Origin of the sequence: Nonomuraea sp. NPDC049419 (assembly GCF_040676995.1) — a bacterium.
Taxonomy (GTDB): Bacteria; Actinomycetota; Actinomycetes; order Streptosporangiales; family Streptosporangiaceae; genus Nonomuraea; species Nonomuraea salmonea.
The window spans coordinates 19,370-42,853 of the sequence record NZ_JBFAQB010000038.1; the positions used below are offsets into that span (position 1 = coordinate 19,370).

General features: G+C 69.2%; 25 protein-coding genes and 1 pseudogene. 15 read left to right on the plus strand and 11 right to left on the minus strand.

From position 1 onward, the window contains the following. The first annotated feature begins 143 nt into the window (after positions 1-143). The gene (locus AB0K12_RS47650; RefSeq protein WP_364575874.1) at positions 144-509 is read left to right on the plus strand and encodes a nuclear transport factor 2 family protein; all 366 of its coding nucleotides are present in this window, start codon (positions 144-146) and stop codon (positions 507-509) included. A 3-nt stretch (positions 510-512) separates the two neighbouring features. Here the strand turns inward: AB0K12_RS47650 and AB0K12_RS47655 are convergent, their stop codons facing one another. Beyond that, the gene (locus AB0K12_RS47655) at positions 513-728 is read right to left on the minus strand and encodes a VOC family protein (RefSeq protein WP_364575876.1); all 216 of its coding nucleotides are present in this window, start codon (positions 726-728) and stop codon (positions 513-515) included. A 346-nt stretch (positions 729-1,074) separates the two neighbouring features. Then, complete coding sequence (locus AB0K12_RS47660) at positions 1,075-1,863, minus strand: maleylpyruvate isomerase family mycothiol-dependent enzyme (RefSeq protein ID WP_364575878.1); 789 nt, start codon at positions 1,861-1,863, stop codon at positions 1,075-1,077. 340 nt (positions 1,864-2,203) lie between these two features. Here AB0K12_RS47660 and AB0K12_RS47665 point away from each other — a divergent pair, with 340 nt between their 5' ends. After that, complete coding sequence (locus AB0K12_RS47665) at positions 2,204-2,659, plus strand: hypothetical protein (RefSeq protein WP_364575880.1); 456 nt, start codon at positions 2,204-2,206, stop codon at positions 2,657-2,659. Positions 2,660-2,768: 109 nt separating this feature from the next. Here AB0K12_RS47665 and AB0K12_RS47670 read toward each other — a convergent pair whose 3' ends face one another. After that, positions 2,769-3,005 carry a hypothetical protein gene (locus AB0K12_RS47670; protein ID WP_364575882.1) on the minus strand — a complete coding sequence of 79 codons (237 nt, stop codon included), beginning with the start codon at positions 3,003-3,005 and terminating at the stop codon, positions 2,769-2,771. On the opposite strand from AB0K12_RS47670, the gene AB0K12_RS47675 reads away from it, so the two are divergent. Then, positions 2,983-3,483 carry a TetR/AcrR family transcriptional regulator C-terminal domain-containing protein gene (locus AB0K12_RS47675; RefSeq protein WP_364575884.1) on the plus strand — a complete coding sequence of 167 codons (501 nt, stop codon included), beginning with the start codon at positions 2,983-2,985 and terminating at the stop codon, positions 3,481-3,483. The two genes, AB0K12_RS47670 and AB0K12_RS47675, sit on opposite strands and share 23 nt — an antisense overlap. A 209-nt stretch (positions 3,484-3,692) precedes the next feature. Here AB0K12_RS47675 and AB0K12_RS47680 read toward each other — a convergent pair whose 3' ends face one another. Both AB0K12_RS47680 and AB0K12_RS47685 read right to left on the minus strand, forming a co-directional pair. Continuing rightward, a complete protein-coding gene (locus tag AB0K12_RS47680; protein ID WP_364575886.1) occupies positions 3,693-4,526 on the minus strand; it encodes a helix-turn-helix transcriptional regulator in 834 nt (277 codons plus the stop codon). A 338-nt stretch (positions 4,527-4,864) separates the two neighbouring features. After that, complete coding sequence (locus AB0K12_RS47685) at positions 4,865-6,019, minus strand: serine hydrolase domain-containing protein (protein ID WP_364575888.1); 1,155 nt, start codon at positions 6,017-6,019, stop codon at positions 4,865-4,867. Between the two features lie 332 nt (positions 6,020-6,351). Between AB0K12_RS47685 and AB0K12_RS47690 the strand changes: the two genes are divergently transcribed. The 4 genes from AB0K12_RS47690 to AB0K12_RS47705 all read left to right on the plus strand — a co-directional run bounded on the left by AB0K12_RS47690 (position 6,352) and on the right by AB0K12_RS47705 (position 11,637). Further along, complete coding sequence (locus AB0K12_RS47690; RefSeq protein ID WP_364575890.1) at positions 6,352-7,050, plus strand: MarR family transcriptional regulator; 699 nt, start codon at positions 6,352-6,354, stop codon at positions 7,048-7,050. Positions 7,051-7,928: 878 nt separating this feature from the next. Then, positions 7,929-8,438 (plus strand): (2Fe-2S)-binding protein, encoded by a 510-nt coding sequence (locus AB0K12_RS47695; protein WP_364575892.1) that lies wholly within the window; start codon positions 7,929-7,931, stop codon positions 8,436-8,438. After that, a complete protein-coding gene (locus tag AB0K12_RS47700) occupies positions 8,438-9,427 on the plus strand; it encodes a xanthine dehydrogenase family protein subunit M (protein WP_364575894.1) in 990 nt (329 codons plus the stop codon). Before AB0K12_RS47695 ends, AB0K12_RS47700 begins: the two co-directional genes overlap by 1 nt. Further along, the gene (locus AB0K12_RS47705) at positions 9,424-11,637 is read left to right on the plus strand and encodes a xanthine dehydrogenase family protein molybdopterin-binding subunit (RefSeq protein WP_364575896.1); all 2,214 of its coding nucleotides are present in this window, start codon (positions 9,424-9,426) and stop codon (positions 11,635-11,637) included. Before AB0K12_RS47700 ends, AB0K12_RS47705 begins: the two co-directional genes overlap by 4 nt. 62 nt (positions 11,638-11,699) lie before the next feature. On the opposite strand, the gene AB0K12_RS47710 is transcribed toward AB0K12_RS47705, so the two are convergent. Together AB0K12_RS47710 and AB0K12_RS47715 are read right to left on the minus strand one after the other, a co-directional pair. Next, positions 11,700-12,497 carry a DUF1684 domain-containing protein gene (locus AB0K12_RS47710; protein WP_364575898.1) on the minus strand — a complete coding sequence of 266 codons (798 nt, stop codon included), beginning with the start codon at positions 12,495-12,497 and terminating at the stop codon, positions 11,700-11,702. 46 nt (positions 12,498-12,543) lie between these two features. Then, positions 12,544-13,983, minus strand: coding sequence for an MFS transporter (locus tag AB0K12_RS47715; protein WP_364575900.1), 1,440 nt, complete (start codon positions 13,981-13,983; stop codon positions 12,544-12,546). Between the two features lie 215 nt (positions 13,984-14,198). Here AB0K12_RS47715 and AB0K12_RS47720 point away from each other — a divergent pair, with 215 nt between their 5' ends. The 3 genes and pseudogenes from AB0K12_RS47720 to AB0K12_RS47730 all read left to right on the plus strand — a co-directional run bounded on the left by AB0K12_RS47720 (position 14,199) and on the right by AB0K12_RS47730 (position 16,074). Further along, positions 14,199-14,789, plus strand: coding sequence for an XRE family transcriptional regulator (locus AB0K12_RS47720; protein WP_364575903.1), 591 nt, complete (start codon positions 14,199-14,201; stop codon positions 14,787-14,789). 426 nt (positions 14,790-15,215) lie between these two features. Continuing rightward, positions 15,216-15,445, plus strand: a pseudogene (locus AB0K12_RS47725) (type 1 glutamine amidotransferase domain-containing protein); the annotation flags it as partial. A 197-nt stretch (positions 15,446-15,642) separates the two neighbouring features. Further along, positions 15,643-16,074 (plus strand): hypothetical protein, encoded by a 432-nt coding sequence (locus AB0K12_RS47730; protein ID WP_364575905.1) that lies wholly within the window; start codon positions 15,643-15,645, stop codon positions 16,072-16,074. Here AB0K12_RS47730 and AB0K12_RS47735 read toward each other — a convergent pair. Further along, a complete protein-coding gene (locus tag AB0K12_RS47735) occupies positions 15,992-16,405 on the minus strand; it encodes an isocitrate lyase/phosphoenolpyruvate mutase family protein (RefSeq protein WP_364575907.1) in 414 nt (137 codons plus the stop codon). The genes AB0K12_RS47730 and AB0K12_RS47735 overlap by 83 nt on opposite strands. A gap of 9 nt (positions 16,406-16,414) precedes the next feature. Beyond that, positions 16,415-16,795 carry a nuclear transport factor 2 family protein gene (locus AB0K12_RS47740; protein WP_364575909.1) on the minus strand — a complete coding sequence of 127 codons (381 nt, stop codon included), beginning with the start codon at positions 16,793-16,795 and terminating at the stop codon, positions 16,415-16,417. Positions 16,796-17,053: 258 nt separating this feature from the next. Here AB0K12_RS47740 and AB0K12_RS47745 point away from each other — a divergent pair, with 258 nt between their 5' ends. Further along, positions 17,054-17,641: a GNAT family N-acetyltransferase gene (locus tag AB0K12_RS47745; protein WP_364575911.1), complete on the plus strand. Its 588-nt coding sequence runs from the start codon at positions 17,054-17,056 to the stop codon at positions 17,639-17,641. 73 nt (positions 17,642-17,714) lie between these two features. Here the strand turns inward: AB0K12_RS47745 and AB0K12_RS47750 are convergent, their stop codons facing one another. Beyond that, positions 17,715-18,353 (minus strand): sigma-70 family RNA polymerase sigma factor, encoded by a 639-nt coding sequence (locus tag AB0K12_RS47750; RefSeq protein WP_364575913.1) that lies wholly within the window; start codon positions 18,351-18,353, stop codon positions 17,715-17,717. 210 nt (positions 18,354-18,563) lie between these two features. Beyond that, positions 18,564-19,310, minus strand: a complete 747-nt coding sequence (locus AB0K12_RS47755; protein WP_364575915.1) for an SDR family oxidoreductase — start codon at positions 19,308-19,310, stop codon at positions 18,564-18,566. Positions 19,311-19,744: 434 nt separating this feature from the next. Here AB0K12_RS47755 and AB0K12_RS47760 point away from each other — a divergent pair, with 434 nt between their 5' ends. The 4 genes from AB0K12_RS47760 (at position 19,745) to AB0K12_RS47775 (ending at position 23,454) form a co-directional block, all read left to right on the plus strand. Beyond that, on the plus strand, positions 19,745-19,939 hold the full coding sequence (locus AB0K12_RS47760; protein ID WP_364575917.1) for a hypothetical protein: 195 nt from the start codon (positions 19,745-19,747) through the stop codon (positions 19,937-19,939). Positions 19,940-19,950: 11 nt separating this feature from the next. Continuing rightward, positions 19,951-22,029 (plus strand): NAD-dependent DNA ligase LigA, encoded by a 2,079-nt coding sequence (gene ligA, locus AB0K12_RS47765; protein ID WP_364575919.1) that lies wholly within the window; start codon positions 19,951-19,953, stop codon positions 22,027-22,029. A gap of 30 nt (positions 22,030-22,059) precedes the next feature. Next, the gene (locus tag AB0K12_RS47770) at positions 22,060-22,338 is read left to right on the plus strand and encodes a hypothetical protein (protein ID WP_364575921.1); all 279 of its coding nucleotides are present in this window, start codon (positions 22,060-22,062) and stop codon (positions 22,336-22,338) included. A gap of 390 nt (positions 22,339-22,728) precedes the next feature. After that, on the plus strand, positions 22,729-23,454 hold the full coding sequence (locus AB0K12_RS47775; protein WP_364575923.1) for an ABC transporter ATP-binding protein: 726 nt from the start codon (positions 22,729-22,731) through the stop codon (positions 23,452-23,454). Positions 23,455-23,484 lie beyond the last annotated feature (30 nt).

The following is a 23,484-nucleotide window of genomic DNA, read 5'->3' on the forward strand; positions in this document are numbered from 1 at the left end:
CCTTCGCGGTGAGCCGGTCGGGGGCGGGCAGTCGCTCACTCTACAGATCATGAAAACGCCCGCCCTGCCGCTTCCGGCTTGCCCGGCGGCGGTTCGGCGCGCAAGGTGGAGGCACCGATCTTCACCGACAGGGAATGGTGGGCATGTCCGACGACGAGGTACGTCACGTCTTTCAGATCATCGACGCGTTCGACCCGGACGGCATCGCGAAGTTGATGGCCGAGGACGGCACGATGGTGTTCGGCAACGCCGACCCGATGGTGGGCCGCCAGGCCGTCGCCGACGGGCTGCGCGCGTTCTTCACCACCATCGCCGGCCTGCGGCACCGGATCGTCAGGCATTGGCGGGTCGGCGCCGACACCATCGCCGAGACCGAGGTCACCTACCGCCGGCTCGACGGCCGGGACGCCCGCGTGGTCGCCGTGTCGATCTGGCGCACCCGCGACGACGGCCTGATCTCGGACTATCGCATCTTCGTCGACGTGGCCCCCGCGTACGCGACGGTCTGACGCTCACGCGAAGTCCGCCGCCGTCATGCCGGGGGGATGGCCGGGCGGCCACTGGACGAGTTCGAGGCTGACGTACGGGTCGCCGGGCAGCTTGAGCATGGTCAGGCTGCCGGACTCCGTCTCGGGGACCCGTCCGACTTCGGCGTACCCGACGGCGGTGTAGAAGGCGAGCGAGCGTTCCAGGTCGGTGACCCGCAGCCCGAGGTGCAGCATGCGCATGCCCGGCAGACTAGGGCCCCGGCCTGCCAGGCGCATCGGGCGAACCACCGGTGAGCCGGTCGAGCCTGGCGGTCGCCTGCGGGGACGGCCCCTACAGCGGCGGCTACTCCTACGACTCGTCGTACAACAACCCCAACGCGTGCCTCAAGTGCCAGACGGCGGGCGCGATACTGGCGGCCACCGGCAACTGGCGGGCCTACTGCAAGCGCCGTTACAACCCGGCCGGCACGCTCACCCGAGTGGACCTCTACCGCTACTGCCTCGCCTGCCGGAGCCCCGAGACGCCAAGCTGCGATAAGACGGGAGGGACCTTTTTGACGAGGCGCGGCCAACCGCCCCCTACGTCCTACTCCTCCGGCTCCCAGGCGCGGAGCAGGTCGAGCAGCCCCGCGTCTCCGTCAACGTGCAAGGAGTCGGCCTGGATACGGTCGTACAAGTAGAGGACCACCTCACTGGCCGTGCCATGGATGGAGGCGCCGGCTGCGTCCAAGTCCTCGCCGGTCGCGGCAGTGGGGGCGGGGATGCGGGTGGAGCGTGCGCCGTCGCCGTCGACCGTGAGACGCCAGGAGCGGCCCTCGGCGGTGTGGAAGTCGAAGGCCGTGGGCTTGTGCGGCCAGGCGCTGAGCGTCGCGACGCAGGTGAACAGGAACTCCTCGACACCGTCGAGCGCGTCCTCGGTCGGCAGCGGCTGCGCGGCGCCCGCGGCGAGCTGGGCGTCGTAGGTGTGCACCGCGCTCTCCTGGACCCGGTGCCGGGCGACTCCGCCAGAGGTCCGCGGCGTCTGCAGGGCACTCCACCACGCCCAGCAGCCAGCGTCCGGGCCCGCCTCCCGCAGGGCGCTCAGCAGCAGCTGCGTCGACGCGGCCAGCCAGGCCAGCAGGGCCTCACGCTCCTGCGGCACTTCCAGAGCGGCGCGCGCAGCGGTGGCCTCGGCCGGGGGAGCGTCGGCAGGTCCCGCGCCGACGATGGCGGCCCAATAACGGTCTCCCCCACCCAGGTGCTTCACCAGATCGAACAGCGTCCACCCGGGGCAGGTCGGCACCTGTGCGTCGAGACTGGGCGCGGCGGCGACCGCGTCGCGGAAGGCGGTCGACCGTTCATCGATCAGTCGCAGCAGGTCAGGGAACTTAAGCATTCTTTTCCACGCCGCATACTTATCATGCGTGCTCCGGTGATCGACGATAAGCCCCGAAGTAGAGCGTTGCCGCGGACCACAGCGGGTGATGGCTGCGGCTCTTACCCGGCGGTCGATCAGGTGGAGGGATGCCGATCAGCGAGGAGCCGCCACCGGACCGGAGACAAGGGGTTCGTCCCCCAGCCCAAACGATGGGTGGTGGAGCAAACGTACGGCATTCTGATGTTCCACGCCGCCTGGTCCGCGACTACGAGCACCTGCCGGCCAGCTTCGAATCACGGGTGTACTTGGCGATGACCGATGTGATGTCCCGCCGCCTGACCCGCGGCACGGCGCCGCCGTGGCGGTGGACATGACCGCACCCGACGGGCACCCGGCCGACCCCGGCAGCTGGCTCCTGAACCGGATCGACACCCGCGAGCACCGGCTGACCTGCCAGATCGAGCAGACCCAGACGGAGATCGACACTCTCACCGCACGCCTGGGCGAACTCAGCGAACAGGTCGAGCACCTGCGGATCACCCGCAAGACCCTCATCTTCCTGGCCGAGGAGGACCCCGCCCCGGCCGAACCGCTCGCAGCGCCAGCGGTCCCCGACCATCCTGCCTACCAGCAGATCCTCCCCGTCTTCGGCGAAGCCGGTGCCTCCCTGCGCGCCCGTGACGTGGCCATGGCCCTGGACCTGCCCCTGACACGCAACGACATCCAGAACCTCCGCGCCAAGCTCAAACGCCTCGCCGACCGCGGCATCCTCGTCAAGACCGAACCGGGATTGTTCACCCAACCGCGCCCATAACCCGAATGACGAGCCTCTGACCGGGCGACCTAAGCCAACTCCGCCGACGAAAGGGGCATCAGCTCGCGAAACACACTCTCAACACCTGAGGAACCCTCGGCTAGACCACTTAGCGGGTCAGTCTCAGCAGGTAGCTGATGTCTCGGTCGAAGGTGATCTCGCGCAAAATCGTGGTCGGTCGCCCGTCTCGCACGCGCCAGATGAACGTGTAGAGCACCGGCTCGCCGTCCTTGACCCGCCGCATCACGATCGCGGCCTGGTCTCCGAGGTCGGTGGTGGCCGGGAAGGTCACGTCGTCGACGGACTCGCCGATCCCGGCCAGCTTGCAGGTCAAGGCCCCGGCCATCTACTGGCGCTGCCAGGACAAGCGGGAGCTGCTAGAGGCCATGGCCGAGGCGATGCTGCAGGAAGAGCTCGGTGAGCTGGAGCTGATGCCGCCCGGCCAGCCCTGGCAGCCGTGGCTAAGCGAGGTGCTGCACCGCCTGCGCCGGGCGATGCTCGCCTACCCCGACGGCGCGCGGATCGTGGCCGGCGCCCGGCCGCCGAACACGCCCACACTCGCGCGCATCCCCGAATACGGGCTGCGCGCGCTGGAGGACAGCGGGCTGTCCCTGCCGGAGGCGGCCACCGTCGTCTACACCGCCGTCCACTACACCTTCGGCCATGTCGTCGAGGAACAGGACTCAACCGACGCCCAACCCACCGAGGAGTTCGGGCTGGCCTACCCGACGGTGGCCCGTGTGATGCGCGAGGGCCGCCGCATCGGCCTGACCGCAGACGACGTCTTCGATGCAGGACTGTCCCTCATCATCGGGAGCCGCTGATCAAGCGGAGAGCTTCTCCATCGTGCAACGAAGAGCGCAGGCTCTGAGGCCGGCGCTGCGACGGATATGGGCATGAGGCGCCACCAGATGGCGTCTCATGCCCATATCCGTCCACGGTTCTCTCCGTGGTTCTAGGCATCGGCGGCGTTCGGCGGCCTGCCCAGAAGGCGGAGCCGGCCACCCCGGCAGGCCGTCCCGCAGGTCGTGCCTCAACTGGCCTGTCGGCCCGCGGCCAGGGCCGCCAGCCTCTCCTCGGAGGGTGAGCCGGTCGGGGCGGTGTAGACGACGAGGTACATGTCCGGGTCGGCGGTCGGCGCGAACGACTCCCAGTTGAGTGTCATCGTGCCCACCTCGGGATGGCGCATCCGCTTGGCCCCGTACGTGCAGTAGGTCACCCGGTGGTCGGCCCAGTGGCGGGCGAAATCGGCGGAGCGTGCGGTCAGCTCGTCGACCAGTGCCTGCGGGCGCGGGTCGTCGCCGGCCCGGCCCAGCGCGCCCCGCAGCCAGGCGGCGGCCTCGACGGCGACCTGCTCCCAGTCGGGGAAGACGTCGCGGGCCCGGGGATCGAGGAAGATCCAGCGGATCTCGTTGCGCTCGGCGCGGGGCATGGCCTCGAAGTCGGCCAGGAGAGCCGCACCGAGCCGGTTGATCGCCAGGATGTCCAGGACCCCGGTCATCAGCAGCGCCGGTGCCGGACCGAGCATGTCGAGCATCATTCGCAGGGCGGCCCGGGGCCGGGCCGGTGGCAGCGGCGGCGCGTGATGTCGGCCGGCGATGAGCTCGCGCAGGTGGCGCAGCTCCTCGGGGCCGAGCCGAAGAGCGCCGGCCACCGCCTCCAGCACCTGGTCGGAGACGTTGCCGACGCGCCCCTGCTCCATCCGGGTGTAGTAGTCGACGCTGACCCCGGCCGCCAGGGCGAGCTCCTCGCGGCGCAGCCCGTGTACGCGGCGGCCGGTGGGGCGCGCGGGCAGACCCACCTCGCGCGGGGTCACCCGGGCTCGCCGCGAGCGCAGGAACTCCCGCAGCTCGTCCTGTCGCTTCATACCGCCAGTATCGCATCTGAGCAGGTGAAACTCCTGGTCACGTCCTCCACCGCACACGTAGCGGGGTTGCCGGAGGCGGCCAGACCTTCCGCCAGGCGGGCGCGCGGAGGTGGCGAGGGATCGTATCGAAATCATTCTTCAGCGCTTCGGAGCGTCGGCCGTTCCGAGAGCGTTGCTCAGCCCTCCGCCATGTCGTGATCCTTACGGTGCCGCGTCAGCCGTCGTCCGCTGCACCGGAGGACGGCTCTGTGGTCATGCCCTGACCGTGGAGCTGAAGCTGGGTTCCCGGCCGGCGCGGGGAGGGCTCGACGCGGGGAATGTGCGGGGCAGAGGCATGTCTAGGATGCGGCGGGACAGAACTCGGCGGCGAGCACGTCGGTGAAGACGCTGAGCGGTGCCCAGTCGCCGTTGACCTGGGTGGTGAGGCGGTGCTTGCCGTCCCGGGTGCCCATGCTGTAGCTCCAGGAGCCGTAGGTGGCGCCGGCGTTGCCCCAGACGCTGATCCCGCAGGGCAGCTTCTGCTCGAAGATGCCCAGGCCGTAACGGGTGCCGGGGATCCACCCCTCGGTGGGGACGGTGGTGAGCATCTCGCGTAGCTGCGCGGCCGGCAGGACGCGCCCGCCGAACAGGGCGGCGAAGAACCGGTTGAGGTCGCCGGTGGTGGAGATGATGCCGCCGGCGGACCAGGCGAAGGACTGGTTCATCTCGGTGGCGTCGTAGACGGTGGGCTTGGGATCGCGGGAGAACAGGGTGGAGTAGTGCACCGGATGCGGGCCGCGGATCGTGGCGGTGGCGCCGGGCAGTGAGGTGCCGGTCAGGCGCAGGGGGCGGATGACGGTCCGGCGGAGTTCCTGCTCGAACGTCTTGCCCGTCGCTTTTTCGACGATCATCGCGGCGAGGATGAAGTTGGTGTTGGAGTACCTGAAGCGCTGACCGGGCTCGCCGGTGGGCGGGTGGGCCAGGGCTGTCTTCACCAGCTGCTGGGGAGTGTAGGTGTCGTAGCGGTGCTTGAACCACTCGGCTCCGACGCCCGTGGCGAAGAACTTCTCGTCGTCGGAGTAGGCGTAGATGCCGCTGGTCTGGTTGAGCAGCTGCCTGACGGTGATCTTGCCGGGTTCGTAGGCGCTGCCGTCGAACAGGCCGGGAAGGTGCTTGCCCACGGGGTCGTCAAGGCGAAGCTTGCCTTCGGCCACGAGCTTGAGCACCACGGTGGCGGTGAAGGCCTTGGAAGCGCTGCCGATGCGGAAGCGCTGGTTCTGCTGGCGCTTGCGTCCGGTCTTGGTGTCGGACACGCCTGCCGAGCCGAACCATGAGCGGCGGCCGTCGCGGATGTCGGCGACCATGCCGGGAGCGAGCTTGGCGGCCACCGTCTGGTCGAGCAACTGCTGCACCTTGGAGTGTCCGGGAGCGGACGAGGCGGCGGCGGTCAGGGCCGTGGTGGGCAGGAGCGCGGCGGCAAGGAGCGTCGCCATGGCGGACTGCGATGCGAGCACGTCAGTTCCTTTTGGGGAGTGGGTGGAAGGGGTGCCGCTGCCTGCTCCGCTTGGACAGCAGCCAGCCAGGCGTCACGGCGTAACGGAGATCGAAACGTTTCGAGCCACTGTCTTGTCCGGCGAGATGCGAGGGAGTCGGTGGCATCTGGCGTTTGCGATGCAGGAAAGCTAACTTGCATTCGTTTATCTGTCAATTTCAACAATGCCCTATTACTTGCGTTTATCGTCATACTTGCAATGGATGTGACAGCAAACGCAAGCTCTGTTTGCAATGAGATGTAGGCAAATGCAAGACTGCACCCGTCCGCGCACACGACGAGGAAGGCGTCCCCATGCCCGGAGGCAGGCTGACCCACCAAGATCGTCGGCAGATTGCCGAGGGCCTGGCCGAAGGGCTCACCCACACCGAGATCGCCGCCTGCCTGAACCGGCCGCTGTCCACCATCACGCGAGAGGTGGCCCGCAACGGCGGTCGCGACGGCTACCAGGCCGACCAGGCCCACCAGGCCACCCGGGACCGTGCCCGCAGGCGTTTGCCGGCCTCTGAGAGACGAGGCCGCGAAGCGGTGACCGATCTGGAGGAGCAGTTCACCGAAATCATGATCAATACCGGGCTGTCGCGGATGACCGCCCGCGTCCTGGCCAGCCTCTACCTCACCGACAGCGGCAGCCTCACCGCGGCTGAACTCACCCGCAAACTGCAGGTCAGCCCAGCCTCCATCTCCAAGGCCATCGGCGAGCTCGAACGGCAGGAGCTGATTCGCCGCGAACGCGACCCGCGCCGGCGGCGCGACCGCTACGTCATCGACGCCGACGCCTGGTTCCGCGGCTGGACGGCCAGCGCCCGCCAGAACACGCTGCTGGCCGACCTCGCCCGCCAAGGAGCAGCAACGCTGGGAGCCACCTCGCCCGCCGGGCTCCGACTGCGGGACATCGGCGACTTCTTCGACCACGTCGGGCACGCCATGCTGCAAGCAGCCGAGGAGTGGCGTCGGGCACACGCCGCCAAGCAGACACCTGACCGCAGCTGAACAGCCGAACGGATCATCCAGCCGGTGACGCAGAGGCAACGCGTGCGCCACGGCCGCCGTGTCGTCCGGCAGCGAAGTGAAGGCGTCCACGTCGATCCCGGTGCCGGCGGCGCACTCCCCACCGGTCTTCGCCGTGAAGCGCGTGACGGTCCGGGTCCGGCTGTGCGGGCTCGTCGTGCCAGGAACCGTCGGGCTGATCACCTGCCCGGAGCACGTCTTCGCAGAAGCCTGACTGCGATGACCTTTCTGGCCACGCTGTGGGCCTTCGCGATCGGGATGGCGAAGCCGATGCCGATGCCGATGCCGATGCCGATCGAGCATCCATGGCCTGGCTGGTCACGGCACGCCCGGCGCGGGCGCCGGAGGCGGGGGCCGGCACGGCGACTGCGACCCGAGCAGCGCGGGCAACTGCCAGGCACGATGCCACCGGCCCGACCCGGACGCGTGGGCGGGCGGGTGTTCGTGCGGCCATCGACCGCCGCTCTCCCCGGCTGCCTCATCACCGTCAGCCTGCGAACGCGGGCGTGCCGTGTCGCATCCGTACTCCCTGATCGTGCTTCCCCAGTCAGCTGTCGCGACTTTTCCAGCCTCAGGTCAGAGATTTATCCCTATTTGCCGCTTTTGCGCATTTCGATGGGTAGCGTGGCCGTTAATTGCAACCGAATGTCGCCGTCCTCTCGTTCAGGGCTGCCCGCCAGGCAGTGACGGGTAGCCCGACCAGGGACGTACGCGAGCCGCACCAACCTCGCACCCATGACATAGATCCGCTCATAGCCCGATAAAGACTCCTGGTGGCCGGCGCCTGGAGGACTGGCGATCCTCCCCAGCAGACAGGAGTTCGACCAAGAACTCGGAATCGAGGCGCCATGGACACAGCCATGAGCACAACCCATCCACACGACGCGAAGACGTCCGAGATCCCGCAGGTGGAGGTCACCCTCCAGGTCAACGGCGCCGCACACATGCTGCGGCTCGACGCCCGCGTCACCCTGCTGGACGCCCTGCGTGACCACCTCGGCCTGACCGGCGCGAAGAAGGGCTGCGACCAGGGCGCCTGCGGCGCCTGCACGGTGCTCGTCGACGGCAAGCGCGTGGTGTCGTGCCTGACGCTGGCCGCCCAGTGCGAGGACCGCGAGGTCACCACCATCGAAGCGTTGTCGGACGGCGGCACGCCGCACCCGCTGCAGGCGGCCTTCGCCCGGCACGACGCCTTCCAGTGCGGTTACTGCACCCCGGGACAGATCATGTCGGCCGTATCCCTGCTGGCCGAGGGCCGGGCCGGCTCGGAGGAGGAGATCTGCGAGTTCATGAGCGGCAACCTGTGCCGCTGCGGCGCCTATCCCAACATCCGCAAGGCGATCCGCGACGTGGCGGCGGGGGCCGAGTGATGCGTCCGTTCTCCTACGTCCGGGCCGCCGACGCCGGCGAGGCCGTGGCCCTGGTCAGCGCCGACCCGAACACCTCCTACCTGGCGGGCGGCACCACCCAGCTCGACCTGATGAAGGACGGCGTGCTGGGCCCCGACCGGCTGGTCGACATCACCCGGCTGCCGCTCGGCGGCATCACGCACACCGGCACGGCCATCCGCGTCGGCGCCACCACCACCATGGAGGAGCTGGCCGCCGACCCCGTCGTGATCGAGCGCCTGCCCTTCATCCGCGAGGCGCTCCTGCTCGGCGCCTCCACCCAGCTGCGCAACCTGGCCACCATCGGCGGCAACCTGCTGCAGCGGGCCCGCTGCCGGTACTTCCGCGACCCGGCCGTCGAGGCGTGCAACAAGCGGAACCCCGGATCGGGATGCGCCGCCATCGCCGGATTCGCCCGGATGCACGCCATCCTCGGCACCAGCGACCACTGCATCGCCCTGCACGCCTCCGATCTCGCGATCCCGCTGGCCGCGCTGGACACCGTGATCCACGTGCAAGGCATCGACGGGCCGCGCAGCATCCCGCTGACCGAGTTCTACCTCCCGCCCGGCGACACCCCCCACATCGAGAACGTGCTGCGCCACGGCGAGCTGATCACCGAGATCGAGGTGCCGCTGCCGCCCGAGGGAGCGCGTTCGCACTACCTGAAGGTCCGCGACCGGGTCTCCTACGAGTTCGCGCTGACCTCGGCCGGCGCGGCCCTGGTGGTCGAGGACGGCCTGATCAGGCACGCCAGGGTGGCGCTCGGCGGGGTGGGCACGGTGCCGTGGCGCTCCTGGGACGCCGAGGACGTCCTGCGCGACGCGCCCGCGACCGGTGACACGTTCCAGGCCGCGGCCGAGGCCGCTCTGACGGGGGCCAGGACGCTGCCCGGCACGGCGTTCAAGGTGGAGCTGGCCAAGCGCACCCTGATCCGGCTTCTGGAGACCATCGCAGGAGAGCAAGCATGAGCACGATCGCGGAGCGCGCGCTGGTGATCGGCGCGGCCCTGGACCGCGTGGACGCGCCGCTGAAGGTGACGGGCAGCGCCCCCTACCCCAACGACTTCGCCTACCCCGGCCTCGCGCACGCCGCCCTGGTGCGCGCCACCGTCGCCGCCGGACGTATCAGCGCCATCGACACCTCGCAGGCCGAGGCCGCGCCGGGCGTGCTGACCGTCATCACCCACATCACCGCGCCGCAGCTCGAACGAGGGCCGATGACCCTGCTCGGCCCGTCCCCGCCCGCCCCGCTCCAGGACGACCGCATCCTGCACTACGGCCAGCACGTCGCCATCGTCGTGGCCGACACCGCCGAGCAGGCCCGGCACGCCGCCTCGCTCGTCCGCGCCGAGTACGAGACCACCAAGGCCCTGCTCGACCTCGACGACCCGCGCGCCGAGGTCGTCACGAACCCGTGGAACCTGGACACCGAGCGCGGCGACGTCGACGCCGGATTCGCCGCGGCCGACGTCATGGTCGAGGGCACCTACACCACACCGGACAACACCAACAACCCGCTCGGCCTGATGTCCACGGTCGCCCTCTGGCAGGGCGACTCGCTCACCGTGCACGACTCCACCCAGTGGCCGCACAACGTACGTACCTCGCTGGCGCGGATCTTCAAGATCCCCGAAAGCGGCATCCGGGTGCTCGCGCCCTACGTGGGCGGCGGGTTCGGTGCCGGGCTGCGCATGTGGCCGCACGTCATCCTGACCGTGCTGGCCGCCCGCCAGGTAGGCCGGCCGGTGAAGCTCGTGCTCACCCGGCCCGAGATGTTCACCTCGGTGGGTCACCGGCCGCACAGCGTCATGACCGTCAAGCTCGGCGCCACCCGCGACGGCGACCTGGTCGCCATCGACGCCGACGGCGTCTCCTCGGTGGCCATGGAGGACGACGACTACGAGCCGGTCTCGCTCTGCGCGGCCGTCTCCTACGCCTGCCCGAACGCGCGCACCCGCGACCGGCAGGTCCGCCTCAACATCCCCTGCCCCGGCTCCATGCGTGCCCCCGCCGAAGGCCAGGGCAACTTCGCCCTGGAATCGGCTCTCGACGAGCTCGCCCACAGCCTCGGCATGGACCCGCTGGAGCTGCGGCTGCGCAACTTCGCCGACGTGGACCCGCTGTCCGGGCTGCCCTGGTCGAGCAACGCGCTGCGCGAGTGCTACGAAGTGGGAGCCGAACGATTCGGCTGGACAAGCCGCAACTCCGAGATCGGCTCGATGCGCGAGGGACACTGGCTGATCGGGTACGGGCTGGCCGCCGTCTCCTACCCCGCCTACCAGGTGCCGTGCCAGGCCCGCGCCTCACTGCACCGCGATGGGTCGGCGTTCGTGCGCAGCGCGGCCACCGACATCGGGACAGGCACCTACACCGTCATGACCCAGCTCGCAGCTGAGTCGCTCGGTCTGGACGTCTCGCGGGTGCGGTTCGGCCTGGGCGACTCCGACATGCCGTACTCGCCGCAGGCCGGCGGATCGGGCCTCACCGGCGCGCTGGGCAACGCCGTGCACCTCGCCTGCCGTCGCCTCCTTGGCGCGTTCCTCGACCTGGTACGCGACGACGCGGACTCTCCGCTGTGCGGCGCGAAGCCCGACGACGTCACCGTCAGCCAGGGCCGCATCCACCTCACCGGTGACCCGTCGCGCAGCGAGGCGTACACCGACCTTCTGGCCCGCCACGGCCTGGAGGAGCTGAGCGCGGACGGCAGGAGCACTCCGCCGCAGGCGGCCGAGCTCGGGATGGCTGTGGCGGGCGCGTTCGGGGCCAAGTTCGTCGAGGTACGCATCGACCCCGACCTCGGCCTGCTGCGCGTGGCCCGGGTCGTCTCGGCCATCGACGGCGGCCGGATCCTCAACGCCAAGACGGCCACCAGTCAGATCACCGGCGGCACCGTCGGCGGCATCAGCCAGGCCATGTTCGAGGACACCGCCACCGACGGGGACACCGGCCGCATCGCCAACGCCACCTTCGGCGACTACCTCATCCCCGTCAACGCCGACATCCCCGACCTGGACGTGATCTTCGTCGGCGAGCCCGACCGGGCCACCCCGGTCGGCACCAAGGGCGTCGGCGAGGTCGGCCTGGTCGGCCTGGCCGCGGCCATCGCCAACGCCGTCCACCACGCCACCGGCCGACGCATCCGTTCCCTGCCGATCACCATCGACCAGCTCATGCGCTGAAGACCGTACAGTCCCGTCATGGTTGATCTCCGCTGTGGTGGAGACGGTGTGCGTGTCCCCCGTCAACGGGGTGTCTTCTCTCCGGCCTCGACCGCGAAGGGCAACCGGTTGCCCGACGGCGGCAGCGGGCAGATGGGAAAGTGCTCGCTGAACGCGCATGGCAGGTTGACCGTGCGGTTGAAGTCCAGGGCCACGTTGCCTTCGAGGTCCGGTTCGGAGAGGTTCAGGGAGCGGCCGGCCCCGTAGGTGGTGACGCCGCTGGTGGCGTCGGTGAAGACGGTGAGCAGCATCCCGTGTGAGTTGAGCACCTGGAGGGTGTGCTCGCGACCCTCGTACGAGAAGCGCACCTGGCCGGGCGTCTCGTGGGTGTGGGCGTCCCAGCCCACGGAGTCGAGCGTGATGGACGCCGGCGCGTCCAGGCGTTCGAGCCGGCCGGGGAGCACCCATGCCGGGCTGGGTTCGTAGGCAGGCACACCGTCGAAGTCGCGCCGGGCCGGTGAGCTCGGATCATAGGTCACTATCAGGTATGAGCCGCGGTAGGTGATGCCCACCTCCAGGTCCCCCACGGTGACACGGGCGTCGTCGTCGGCGCCGGCCAGGGCGAGCCGCCGTTCGGTGGTGAAGGTCTCGCCGTCGAACGCCATCGGGGTGCCCTGCGGGTCGACGTGGAGGGCATCCCCGTGCTGCCACCATAGGCCGGGCAGCCCGGGATACTGCTGAGGGGTGTCGCCCAGCCATTCGTGCGCGGTCGCGGCCAGCCAGCCCAAGGGCTGGGTGAGCCATTGCTCCCAGCCGGTCCTCCACTCCCGCCAGGCGCGCGTGAACTCCTGCGGGTCGGTGGAAATGGGTGCCTCGCTCATGGTGTTTCCTCCAACTTCGTGTGTCGTTGTTCTTGTGTCGTCGTGGTCAGCGCGTGGTGGGGCGGGCCCAGGTGGCGAAGAGGGTCAGGGCGAGCAGTGGAAAGACGACCCCGGCGGTGAGGGCGGCAGAGATCGCCCCCGCCTCGCCTCCGGCCGCGGCGGCGCCGTAGACGGTGGTCATCACCGCCAGGCCGAGTGCGCCGCCGAGTTGCTGCATGGCTTGATTGAGGCTGGAGGCGGCGCCGAGGCGGTCGGGCACCTGGTGCATGATGACGGCGGTGAGCGGGGCGACGGTCAGTCCCGCGCCGAGGCCGAGCAGGACAAACGGCCCGAGCAGGCCGCTGGCGAAGGTGTCGGCGGCGTCGATCCGCGACATCCACACCAGCCCGACCAACAGGGCGAGCATCCCGAGTGAGCCGACGACCCGTTCCCCGTATCGTGTTGCCAGGCGGCTGGTCTGCAGGTTCGTGACGAGCAGTGCGGCGCTGAAGGGCAGCACCGACAAGCCCGTCTGGAGCGGGGTGAAGCCCAGGGCGTTCTGGGTGAACAGCGCAGCGAAGTAGAGGACGCCGGCCTGGCCCGCCGGGATCAACATCATCGCCAGCAGCGGGGCCGCGCTGCGTATCCGCGTGAAGAACTCCAGCGGCACGACTGGGGCGGCGTGGCGGCGTTCGATGAGGATCAGGGTGAGTAGCCCGGCGGCCGCCAGCGCGAACGAGGCCAGGACCGGCGGGCCGGTCCAGCCCTGCGACTCGGCCTTGATAAGCCCGTAGACCAGGGCGGTCATGCCGATCGTGGACGCGACGGCGCCGCCGGCATCGAGCCGCGCCGGCGCGCGGGGCGCCTCCGGCACCAGCAGGCGTACGCCCGCGAGCACGACCAGGCCGAGGGGAACGTTGATGAACATCACCCATTCCCAGCCCAGGGACGTGGTCAGCAGCCCGCCGAGCACCAGACCGAGCCCGGCGCCGATGCCGATGGACAGCACGAACACGCTCATCGCCCGGGCCCGCTGCGGGCCCGGGCGGGTGATCGACATCAGCAGCACGAGCGTGCCCGGCGCTGCGAGTGCCGCTCCCAGGCCTTGCAGGACGCGGGCGGCGACGAGCATCGCCGGCGTCGTGGCCGCACCGCCCAGCGCCGAGGCGACGATGAAGATCGACACGCCGATCAGCAGGGCGCGGCGGGGGCCGATGATCGAGCCCACCTTGCCGCTGAGCAGGACCAGCCCGCCGAAGACCAGGGCGTAGGAGGTGACCACCCAGGACAGGCCGGTCGCGGAGAAGCCGAGCGCGTGCCGGATCTGCGGCAGCGCGACGTTGACCACACTGTTGTCGATCACCAGGATGAGCTGGGTCAGGCACAACATGATGACGGCGGGGTAGCGCAGCCGCTGTGCGGCGGACGGCTCGTCGTCGCTCGCGGGTGGCACGGCACGGCCGATGCCCGGGCCGGGCGGGGTGTTCCTCAGGGAATGGGTGCTCACCGTGAGCGTCCTTTCTGATGGTGACCGGCGAGATGTCCGGCGAACGGCTGGAAGTCTGCGTCACCTCCGTACGCGGGCACCCGAAAACTTGCCGACCCGGCAAGAAACGGTCCGTGGGAATGCGTGCGCATTCGCCCGCGGTTGATGGCGGAGCGGACGTGGCAGTCGCGTCCGACGCTGGTGTTCCTCGTTGCCAATCAGCATGGACGGCCACTGTGGACGACGATCTCGACGCCGCGCTGACGGCCATGGGCCCGCGGCTTCGCCGGTTGCGCCGCCATCGCGGCCTCACCCTGGCCGGCCTGGCCGCGAAGACCGGCATCTCCGAGAGCACACTGTCGCGGCTGGAGAGCGGCCACCGGCGGCCGAACCTCGAACTGCTCCTCCCCCTTGCCAGGGCGCACGGCATGCCGTTGGAAGAGCTGATCGGGGCGCCGCAGACCGGTGACCCGCGCGTCCACCTGCGGCCGATCCGGCGCGACGGCATGACCTACATCCGGCTGACCCAGCGGGCGGGCGGCACCCAGGCGTACAAGCTGATCATTCCTGAGGCGACGGGCCCCGCCGAGCCCGTTCCGCAACGGCACGAAGGTTACGAATGGCTGTACGTGCTCAGCGGCCGGCTACGGCTCGTTCTCGGTGACCAGGACCTGATCCTGGCGCCCGGCGAGGTGGCCGAGTTCGACACGCGGGTCCCGCACTGGATGGGCAACGCCGGGCGCGCACCCGTCGAGGTGCTCATCCTGTTCGGGCCCCAAGGGGAACGCGCTCACGTCCGCGCCCGGCCACGCCCGAACGGCACCTGACAGTGATGATGGAGGTGAGCGCTTCCCGCCAGGGTATGACCCAGCGTCTGACTGACCTCGGGTCCTCAACGAGATCTGTCGGCCCTGGTCGGGAAGCGCTCATGTGCACTCACCGGACGTGGCGCCTGTGACTTCATAGGAGCCTGGCCAGAAGCCCCATCACCGTCTTGTCCTTCGCCTGGCTGGTGCGTGCCGCCCAGGCCGATCACAAGGAACAGGAGAACGATGACCTCCATCACACCCGACACCACCCCGATCAGCGACATCGCCGACGGGGTCGACACCCACCAGGACATCCACACCGCCGCGGTGATCGACCTCGTCGGGCGGGTACTGGGCACCGAGCGGTTCCCCGCCACCGCGGCCGGCCCCAAGGCCAGGGCCGCGCTGGGGGCCACCGTCCGCCTCGACTCAGTCTCGGCCGACGACTTCGACACGGCCTTCTACCCCGGTGGGCACGGCCCGCTCTGGGATCTGGCCGAAGACCCACTCCATCCGGCCCATCGACCACCCTGCGAGCGGGCAAGCCCCTCGCGCTGGTCTGCCACGCTCCCCGCGTGCTGCGGCACACCACCGAGGCCGAAGAGGCGCCATGGGCCTGACCGACGTGGTCCCGTTCCCTGGCCGAGGACGAACTCACCAAGCTCGGCGGCCGGTAGTCCAAGACCGATGACTGGCAGCCGTACGTCGTGCGGGGCGCTACCACGGCGCGCAACGCCTTGGGCCGCTGGTCCTTGGGCCGGCGGGTCCAGGCAATTTGCCATCACGGCAACGTTGTTGGCCATCGGGTGAGTGAGCGCTGATCATGGCGAGTGATGGAATACGCGTTCCTGTACCGGAAAGGACGAGTCGAATGGTGAGCCAACGCACCGAAGCCCCTGCCTGCATCAGCATGGGCGGCACGGCCAACCTCTTCACCCTGACCGAGAAGTCTGGCATCGGTGCCGTGACAGGCACGATCGATGGTGCAGCCTACGGAGAACCGACCAGCGACCTGAACAGCATCGGCAACGGCAGGTTCGCGTACACGATGTATCACGTCTTCCTCGATAAGGACGGCTCCTGGCTGCGTACGCAAGACCGGGCCGTCCTGCATACGCCTGCGGAAGATGGAGTAGGCACCTTGGAAGTGGAGTACACCGTCGTCGAGGCCACAGGGAGGTTCGCGGGTTACGCCGGCACCTTCCGGAGCCGGGGCTGGGTCAGCATGCCGAAAGGCGAAGACGCGACCGAGCAGCATGCTGTCGGCGTTGTCCGTTTCGAAGGAGACATCTGCCGTCAGTAGGAGAAACGCGCCATAAGATCGCTCCGTCAGACGCGGAGTCAAGGGTCTCGCCGTAGCCGTCCTCGAAGTCGCCGTTGATCGGCAGGCCGCTCACGGACGTGAGCAGGGCGGCATGGTTCAGGTGCTCATCCCGGCCGACGGCATGGATACCGTCGAGCCGGCCCAGGGTCGCGGCGAGGACCGCGGAAGAGGTCGCGATGGACCTGAATCCGGCCTCCTTGAAAAGCAGGGCCGAGGGACCGTCCCATACGTTGGGCATGATGAACGTGCCGGGGCCACGGTGGAGGTCGGCGAACCGTTCGTAGCGTGTCTGGACCGCGGTGTCGGACATGGCGGCGGGTCAGGCGCCCGGGGCGATCGCGCAGGCGGAGACGCAGAGCCAGACGCCCTCACGCTTCTGGTACACGTCGGTGTACAGCGCGTCGTGCTCCACCCCATCGGCGATCATGGTGTACGTCACCCTGCCGTGGATCAGCGCGACATCGCCGAGCATTCGGATCTTGACTTCGTGCAGAACCTGATCCTTGAAGGGCCGGGGCTTGGCGATGTCTTCGAGGTACTCCGCACGATTGCGCGTGACACCCGGGGTCTGCACGATGAAATCCTCAGCGAGGAACTCACCGAGGCGCTGGGCGTCGCCGGCCTGGTCCGAGCGGTTGTAGTCAAGGTTGAGCTGCTCGAGGGTCGCCAGATCCTCGGCCGACGACGTGGCGTCGTTCATCTCTTGCTCCTTCACGTGATTCGGCGTTCGCCGCGGCTGGATCGTCGTCTCCGCGACGCCGAGGGCTGGCCGGTGCCCACTTATGGGACTATATAGTCCAAGTTAAGCTACTTGGACACGACGGGGCAAGCCTTATGGGCAGGGGCCGGAGAAGCTTGACCCGTGGAGCTCATTGGACGATCTCGTCCGGTCCGGCGTAGTGTAAGCAACCCCTGGTTGCCCTGTTGGGCGTGTCCCGTCCCCCGTCGAGGAGCAGCGTTGTCTCACGAGGTCACCATCGTCGGCTCGACCATCAGCACCCCACGGTTGCGGCTGCGTCCGTGGCGGCAAGCGGACGCGGCGGAAGCGCTCGACATCTACGGCAGCGCGGAGGTCTCCCGGTGGCTGGCCCCCGCCATGGATGGCATCAAGGATCTCGACGAGATGCGGGCGGTGATCACCAGATGGATTGCCGCACCCCTGGGATCCGATGGGCGCCCGAGTGGCCGGTGGGTGATCGAAGAGATCGAGAGCGGGCGTGTCGCCGGCTCGGGGCAGATCCTTCCGTTGCCGCCGGAGGGCGATGACCTGGAGCTGGGCTACCAGCTCGCTCCCTGGGCGTGGGGCCGCGGGCTGGCGGCCGAGGCGGGTCACGCCCTGGCCCACTATGCGTTCAGCAACGGCGAGGAAGAGGTCTTCGCCGTCGTACGGCCTCACAACGATCGCGGTACACGCGCCGCCCGCCGCATCGGGATGGAGTGGGTCGGGGAAACGGAGAAGTATTACGCGCTGCGTCTTCAGGTCTTCCGGCTCCGCAAGGGCGACCTGGACACCTCCGCGCTGAAGCCGGACCCCGTGGAACGCTGATCCCCGTCCAGGCGTTCGGCCGAAGGAGCTCAAGGCACCGATGGAGGGCCTCGCGCGGCGAGGCAGGCGGCCCTCAGCCCGACCGAATCGCCGGCGACTCAGGCAGGTAGCCATCGGCCACCAGCGCGATACGCAGCTTCTTCCTGGCGTCGAAGAGCACCTTGTAGAGCGCGTTGTGGGTCGAGCCCAGTTCGTCGGCCAGGACATCCATCGGCATGCCGTTGAGGACCGTCGCGACGAACACGAGCCGCTGGCGATCGGACAGGTTCTCGTTCACCGCAGCCGAGACGGCGGCCGCGAACTCCCGGGCCTGCGCCTCGCCCTCGGGGCCGACGTCGAACCGGGAAGCGAGCTTGGACCAATCCTCTTGCTCGTAGGGGACCTCGTGGCGGTGCCAGAAGTGGCGGTTCATCTTCGTGGCCACGTTGAGGATCGCGAACTTGCTCGCCCACGTGGTGAACCGCGCCTCACCCCGGAATTCGTCCAGCCGCTCGGTGATGGCCATCAACGCGTCAGCGGCGGCCTGGTGGGCGATGTCCTCGAGTTCCGGGCCGTTCAGCTTGAGGAGGGAGGCGCGCCGACGAGCCTCCGCATGCGCGACGCTGAGCAGCAGGGGATACAGCTCGGCGCATGTGGCCTCTCTCCGTGGGCCTGCGGCGGCGAGTTCCTGCACCCAGCGGCGATTCTCTCGATCGATCTCCGTGTCGTCCACCGCGAACCTCTTTCGTCGAAGCAGCACAAGCCGTGTACACGCTGGTCGAGTCGCTCCCGACACCACGCCTATGCCCACCGTATAATGGACTATAAAGTCCATACAAATGCGCTCAGAGCTGTGAGATCGCCATGCCCAACGGACCCTGTTGTCCGGCTTGTTCGGCTACGGCAGGTTGGGCTGAGCTGAGGCCGGCCCTGTGAGCGCCGGTCAGATGGCCAAGCCCGCTCCCCCGGACACGACGATCTCCTGCCCGGTGACGTACGCGGCATCGTCCGAAGCCAGAAAGGCGACCGTCCCGGCGACGTCTTCTGGCGTTCCGAGGCGGCCGAACGGGTTGCGCTCGGCCATCGCCGCCATCGTCCCCGCGACGTCTTCGGTCGCCGTCCGGATCGAAGCCCGCGTCATCGGGGTGTCGGTCATTCCCGGGCTGACCGCGTTGATGCGGATACGGCGCGGCGCCAGTTCGAGGGCCAGCGTCGGGATCATGGCCAGCATCGCGCCGTGGGACCCGGCGGCGACGCTGCTACCGGTCAGGCTGCGCCTTGCTCCGATCCCCACGGTGACGATCACCGAAGCACCGTCGGACAGCAGCGGCAACGCCTTGACCAGAGTGAAGAACACTCCCTTGGTGTTGACGGCGAACACGTCGTCGTACGCGGCCTCGTCCCACGCCTCCAATGTCATCGGATGGTTCACGCCGGCGTTCAGGAACAGCGTGGTCAGATTGCCGAACTGCGCTCCCACCTCGGACACGACCCGGTCAGTGTCCGAGAGCGACCGTGCGTCAGCCTGCAAGACCAGGACATCGTCGGGCAGCTCCTCCCGGGCCCGAGCGACGCTCTCCTCACGATGCCCGGTGACCGCGACGCGGTGACCGCGTTCGTGCAGAGTCCGCGCGGCCGCCATCCCGATTCCGCTGGTGCCGCCCGTGATCAGGGCCGTACGTGCCGACATGACACTCACTCCATCCTCTTCGCTGGCTCGACTGGACAGCCCGATGGCATCGCGTAGGCGCCAGGCGTGCAGGAGAACGTGCCGGCGGTCGCTGAGCTCGCGGGCCCGCGAGACGGCTACCTGCCCCCATCGCGCATCAGGATGTCTAACCGGTCCGTCGGAGCGCAAACCGGTAGCGGACTACATCGTCCAAATTCAGCGGCGACAGAGGAGGCAGCCCGCCGTCCGTCTGGAGCCTGGCGTGCGGGCCGGCGCGGCGGAAGGCCCGCACGCTCACGGGCGTCCAGACGGCGGGCCAAGCTCCTCAGACCCGCCAGCACACGACCGAAACGTACACGCGTCGGCTCTCGACTGCTTGCTGGAAAGAGAACCCCCGTGGATGTGAACGCGCCTCCAAGCCACATCCCCTGCCTCGATACGCGAAGGTCACCGAGATGTCAGCCGTCACGGACTGGGTCAAGCACGACCACGCCGAAGTGATCGCCGAGACACCCGAGCTGGCCCGGGCCCACGTCGTCCAGGAGCTGGGCGCCTTCCTCTCGCGCGGGCGGACAATCCCACTTTCGCCATCAGCAGGACTCGTCAGCGCCCTCGTGTGCGCCATGACCAAAGTGTCAGTCTCCTACTGAAGGATGCACTCATGAACGACGCACCTCCCCACATCGCGATCGGTGACGAGAGCGCGTACACCGACGCCGTCCAGCTCGCGGTGGACGCGGCCGCGGCCTATTACGCCGACGGCACCTCCACGCTCGACGACGACGCCTACGACAGGCTGGTGCGCGGCATCGCCGCCTACGAGGACGCCCATCCGGATCAGGCTCTGCCGGCCTCTCCCACCGGCAAGGTCGCCGGCGGAGCCGTCGTTGGCGACGTGCCTCATCTGACGCCCATGCTCAGCCTCGACAACGTCTTCGGAGCCGAGCAGCTCGCCAAGTGGGCCGCTTCGCTGGAGCGCAGGCTCGGCCACCCGGTGGCGGCGTGGAGCGTGGAGCCCAAGCTCGATGGCCTGGCCATCTCCGCCCGCTACCGCGATGGCCGCTTGGTCCAGCTCATCACCCGGGGCGATGGCACCGCCGGCGAGGACGTCAGCCACGCCATCGGGACCATCGTCGGGCTGCCGTCGCGACTGGCCGACCCCACCACGGTGGAGCTGCGTGGCGAGGTCATGATGACCACTGCCCAGTTCGAGGACGCGTGCGCCAAGCGGCAGGCCCATGACGGCACCACCTTCGCCAACCCGCGCAGCGCGGCCGCGGGCACGCTGCGCGCCCAGGACCGGCCCTATGTCTGCGAGCTGACCTTCTTCGGCTATGGCGCGCTCCCCTACCCCGACGACACCTCCGAGTTCGCGGCGCGGCTACGCGAGATGCCGCACAGCGACGTCATGGGCTGGATAGCGAGCCAGGGCGTCCAGACCACGGCCGACACCCCGGTCGCCGACATCCGGGTGCTCACCCTCGATCAAATCCAGGCTCGGGTGGAGGAGATCGCCGCCGCTCGTCCGACGTTGGAGTTCGGCATCGACGGCATCGTCATCAAATGCGACCTCGCCGACGACCAGGCCGCTGCCGGCTTCAGCTCACGAGCTCCACGGTGGGCGGTCGCCTACAAGCTGCCCGCCACAGAGAAGATCACCAAGCTGGTCGGGGTCGAATGGAACACCGGGCGCACCGGCATCATCGCCCCGCGCGCGGTGCTGGAGCCGGTCGAGCTCGACGGATCGATTGTCACCTACGCCACGTTGCACAACGCCGCCGACATCGCCCGGCGCGGCCTGATGCTGGGCGACAGCGTGACCGTCTACAAGGCGGGTGACGTCATCCCCCGCGTCGAGGCGCCGGTGGTGCACCGGCGCACCGGCGACGAGCACCCGATCGAGATCCCACAGGCGTGTCCCTCCTGCGGTGACGCGATCGACGCCAGCCAGGAGCGGTGGCGCTGTGTACGCGGCCGCGCCTGCCGCGCGATCGCTTCGATCAGTTACGCCGTCGGCCGCGACCAGCTCGACATCGAGACCCTGGCCGAAAGCCGCATCCAGCAGATGCTGGACGCTGAGGTGATCGCCGACTTCGCCGACCTGTTCTTCCTCACCCGTGAACAGGTGCTCGAGCTGGAGCGGATGGGCCAGGTCTCCAGCGACAAGCTGCTCGCCGCCATCGCCCGGGCCAAGTCCCAGCCGCTCAGCCGGGTGTTCTGCGCGCTGGGCGTCCGCGGTACCGGCCGGTCGATGAGCCGGCGCATCGCCCGCCACTTCGGCACGATGGAGGCCATCCGCGCGGCTGATGCCGAAGCGATCCAGGAGGTGGACGGCCTTGGACCGGAGAAGGCGCCGGTCATCGTCGCCGAGCTGGCCGAGCTGGCGCCGCTGATCGACAAGCTGGTCGCGGCCGGGGTGAACATGACCGAACCCGGCGTACCCACGGTCGCCGTATCCACCTCCTCCGACGAGGACGCTCCCGAGACCGCGTTGCCGCTGGCCGGGATGAGCGTGGTGGTGACCGGGGCGATGTCGGGCCCGCTGGAGGCGCTGTCGCGCAACGAGGTCAACGAGCTGATCGAGCGGGCGGGCGGCAAGGCGTCCTCCAGCGTGTCGGCCAAGACGTCGCTGCTGGTGGCGGGCGGCAAGGCGGGATCCAAGCGGACCAAGGCCGAATCGCTGGGCGTGCAGATCCTCACGCCGGAGGAGTTCGCGAAACTGGTGACCGATGTGCTGTGAACCGGCAACCATACCGCGAGCGTCCGGCTCGTGCCGGTCGAACCGGTGCTGTACGTGGCCAGCATGGTCGCCCAGCACGGAATTCGGTCAGCCGCGCGCGCCGGCCGGCCGCCGATCCGTTACGACGCGCTCGCGCAGTGCCTGGCGAAACTCGCCCAGCACGCCGGCCGCCTGCAGGCGAGCGTCCACCTGCCGCGCATCGGCACGGGCCTGGCCGGTGGCAGCTGCGACGTCATCGAGCCGCTCATCCGACAGCACCTGGCCGATCACGGAATCAGCATGACCGTGTACGACCTCTCAGAGCAGTGAACCTCTGCGGATCGCCAGCACAGCCGGAGACCTCGCTGAGGCCGCCGCGAGCGTGCCCCCCTCCCCCACGGTGCCCATCATTCTTGTGGGTCAGCGAGATCGAACCCGGAGCCGATGTCACTGACAGCGGTCCGCCGGGCCGTGGCGTCATCGAGCGATCGAAAGCGTAAGGCCCGGGAACGCGCCCGCGCCCGGCGTCAAGAGATCCGACGTCCCGCGCAGATCGGCCGGCTGTTGCCGGGCCGCGGATTCAGGCAAGCTCAGCACGCACTCTCGTTCGTCGCTGTCACGCCGTGGCGTGCGATGTCAGGAGCCTACGGGAAGCCCTCAGGGGCTGATCAGGGAGATACCGGATGGGTGGGGTGCACGCGTTGCGGCACGCTGCTGATCATGATTGATCATGCGGTCCTCCTTGAGGAAGTGACCAGGACATATGGGAAAGGCGCTACCGAAGTGGCCGCGCTGCGGCAGGTCAGCGTCGGGTTCCCGCGCGGTAGTTTCACTGCGGTGATGGGCCCGTCGGGGTCGGGCAAGAGCACGCTACTGCAGTGTGCGTCGGGGTTGGACCGGGCGGATTCGGGGGCGGTGCACATCGCCGGACAGGACATCACCCGCTTCGGGGAGAACGAACTGGCGGTGCTGCGCCGCGACCGGGTCGGCGTCATCTTCCAGGCGTTCAACCTGGTGCCGTCGCTGACGGCCTGGCAGAACGTGATCCTGCCCAGCAGCCTGGCCAGGCGGCGGGCCGACCCGTCACGGGTGCGCGAGTTGCTGCACCGGGTCGGGCTGGCCGGGCGGGAGGGGCATCGACCGGCGCAGCTGTCCGGTGGCCAGCAGCAGCGGGTGGCGATCGCCCGCGCCCTGCTCGGCAGGCCGGAGGTGCTGTTCGCCGATGAGCCGACCGGGGCACTGGACCGCCGCACCGGGCATGAAGTGCTGGCGCTGCTGCGGGAGGCCGTCGACGCGTTCGGTCAGACAGTGGTCATGGTCACGCACGATCCGGAGGCGGCGGCCCGGGCCGACAGCGTGCTGTTCCTGACCGACGGGCGGATCGTCGACGTCCTGGACAGGCCCTCGGTCGACCAGATCGGCATGCGGCTGGGCGGCCGCCGGTGACACTCGTTCTGGCCTGGAACAACGTACGGA

What these genes read in the sequence shown, in the direction of transcription:
- AB0K12_RS47650 (WP_364575874.1), top strand. Translation starts at nt 144, where the DNA reads ATGTCCGACGACGAGGTACGTCACGTCTTTCAGATCATCGACGCGTTC.
- AB0K12_RS47655 (WP_364575876.1), bottom strand. Translation starts at nt 728, where the DNA reads ATGCGCATGCTGCACCTCGGGCTGCGGGTCACCGACCTGGAACGCTCG.
- AB0K12_RS47660 (WP_364575878.1), bottom strand. Translation starts at nt 1,863, where the DNA reads ATGCTTAAGTTCCCTGACCTGCTGCGACTGATCGATGAACGGTCGACC.
- AB0K12_RS47670 (WP_364575882.1), bottom strand. Translation starts at nt 3,005, where the DNA reads ATGGCCGGGGCCTTGACCTGCAAGCTGGCCGGGATCGGCGAGTCCGTC.
- AB0K12_RS47680 (WP_364575886.1), bottom strand. Translation starts at nt 4,526, where the DNA reads ATGAAGCGACAGGACGAGCTGCGGGAGTTCCTGCGCTCGCGGCGAGCC.
- AB0K12_RS47690 (WP_364575890.1), top strand. Translation starts at nt 6,352, where the DNA reads ATGCCCGGAGGCAGGCTGACCCACCAAGATCGTCGGCAGATTGCCGAG.
- AB0K12_RS47695 (WP_364575892.1), top strand. Translation starts at nt 7,929, where the DNA reads ATGAGCACAACCCATCCACACGACGCGAAGACGTCCGAGATCCCGCAG.
- AB0K12_RS47700 (WP_364575894.1), top strand. Translation starts at nt 8,438, where the DNA reads ATGCGTCCGTTCTCCTACGTCCGGGCCGCCGACGCCGGCGAGGCCGTG.
- AB0K12_RS47705 (WP_364575896.1), top strand. Translation starts at nt 9,424, where the DNA reads ATGAGCACGATCGCGGAGCGCGCGCTGGTGATCGGCGCGGCCCTGGAC.
- AB0K12_RS47710 (WP_364575898.1), bottom strand. Translation starts at nt 12,497, where the DNA reads ATGAGCGAGGCACCCATTTCCACCGACCCGCAGGAGTTCACGCGCGCC.
- AB0K12_RS47730 (WP_364575905.1), top strand. Translation starts at nt 15,643, where the DNA reads ATGGTGAGCCAACGCACCGAAGCCCCTGCCTGCATCAGCATGGGCGGC.
- AB0K12_RS47735 (WP_364575907.1), bottom strand. Translation starts at nt 16,405, where the DNA reads ATGTCCGACACCGCGGTCCAGACACGCTACGAACGGTTCGCCGACCTC.
- AB0K12_RS47740 (WP_364575909.1), bottom strand. Translation starts at nt 16,795, where the DNA reads ATGAACGACGCCACGTCGTCGGCCGAGGATCTGGCGACCCTCGAGCAG.
- AB0K12_RS47755 (WP_364575915.1), bottom strand. Translation starts at nt 19,310, where the DNA reads ATGTCGGCACGTACGGCCCTGATCACGGGCGGCACCAGCGGAATCGGG.
- AB0K12_RS47760 (WP_364575917.1), top strand. Translation starts at nt 19,745, where the DNA reads ATGTCAGCCGTCACGGACTGGGTCAAGCACGACCACGCCGAAGTGATC.
- ligA (WP_364575919.1), top strand. Translation starts at nt 19,951, where the DNA reads ATGAACGACGCACCTCCCCACATCGCGATCGGTGACGAGAGCGCGTAC.
- AB0K12_RS47775 (WP_364575923.1), top strand. Translation starts at nt 22,729, where the DNA reads ATGATTGATCATGCGGTCCTCCTTGAGGAAGTGACCAGGACATATGGG.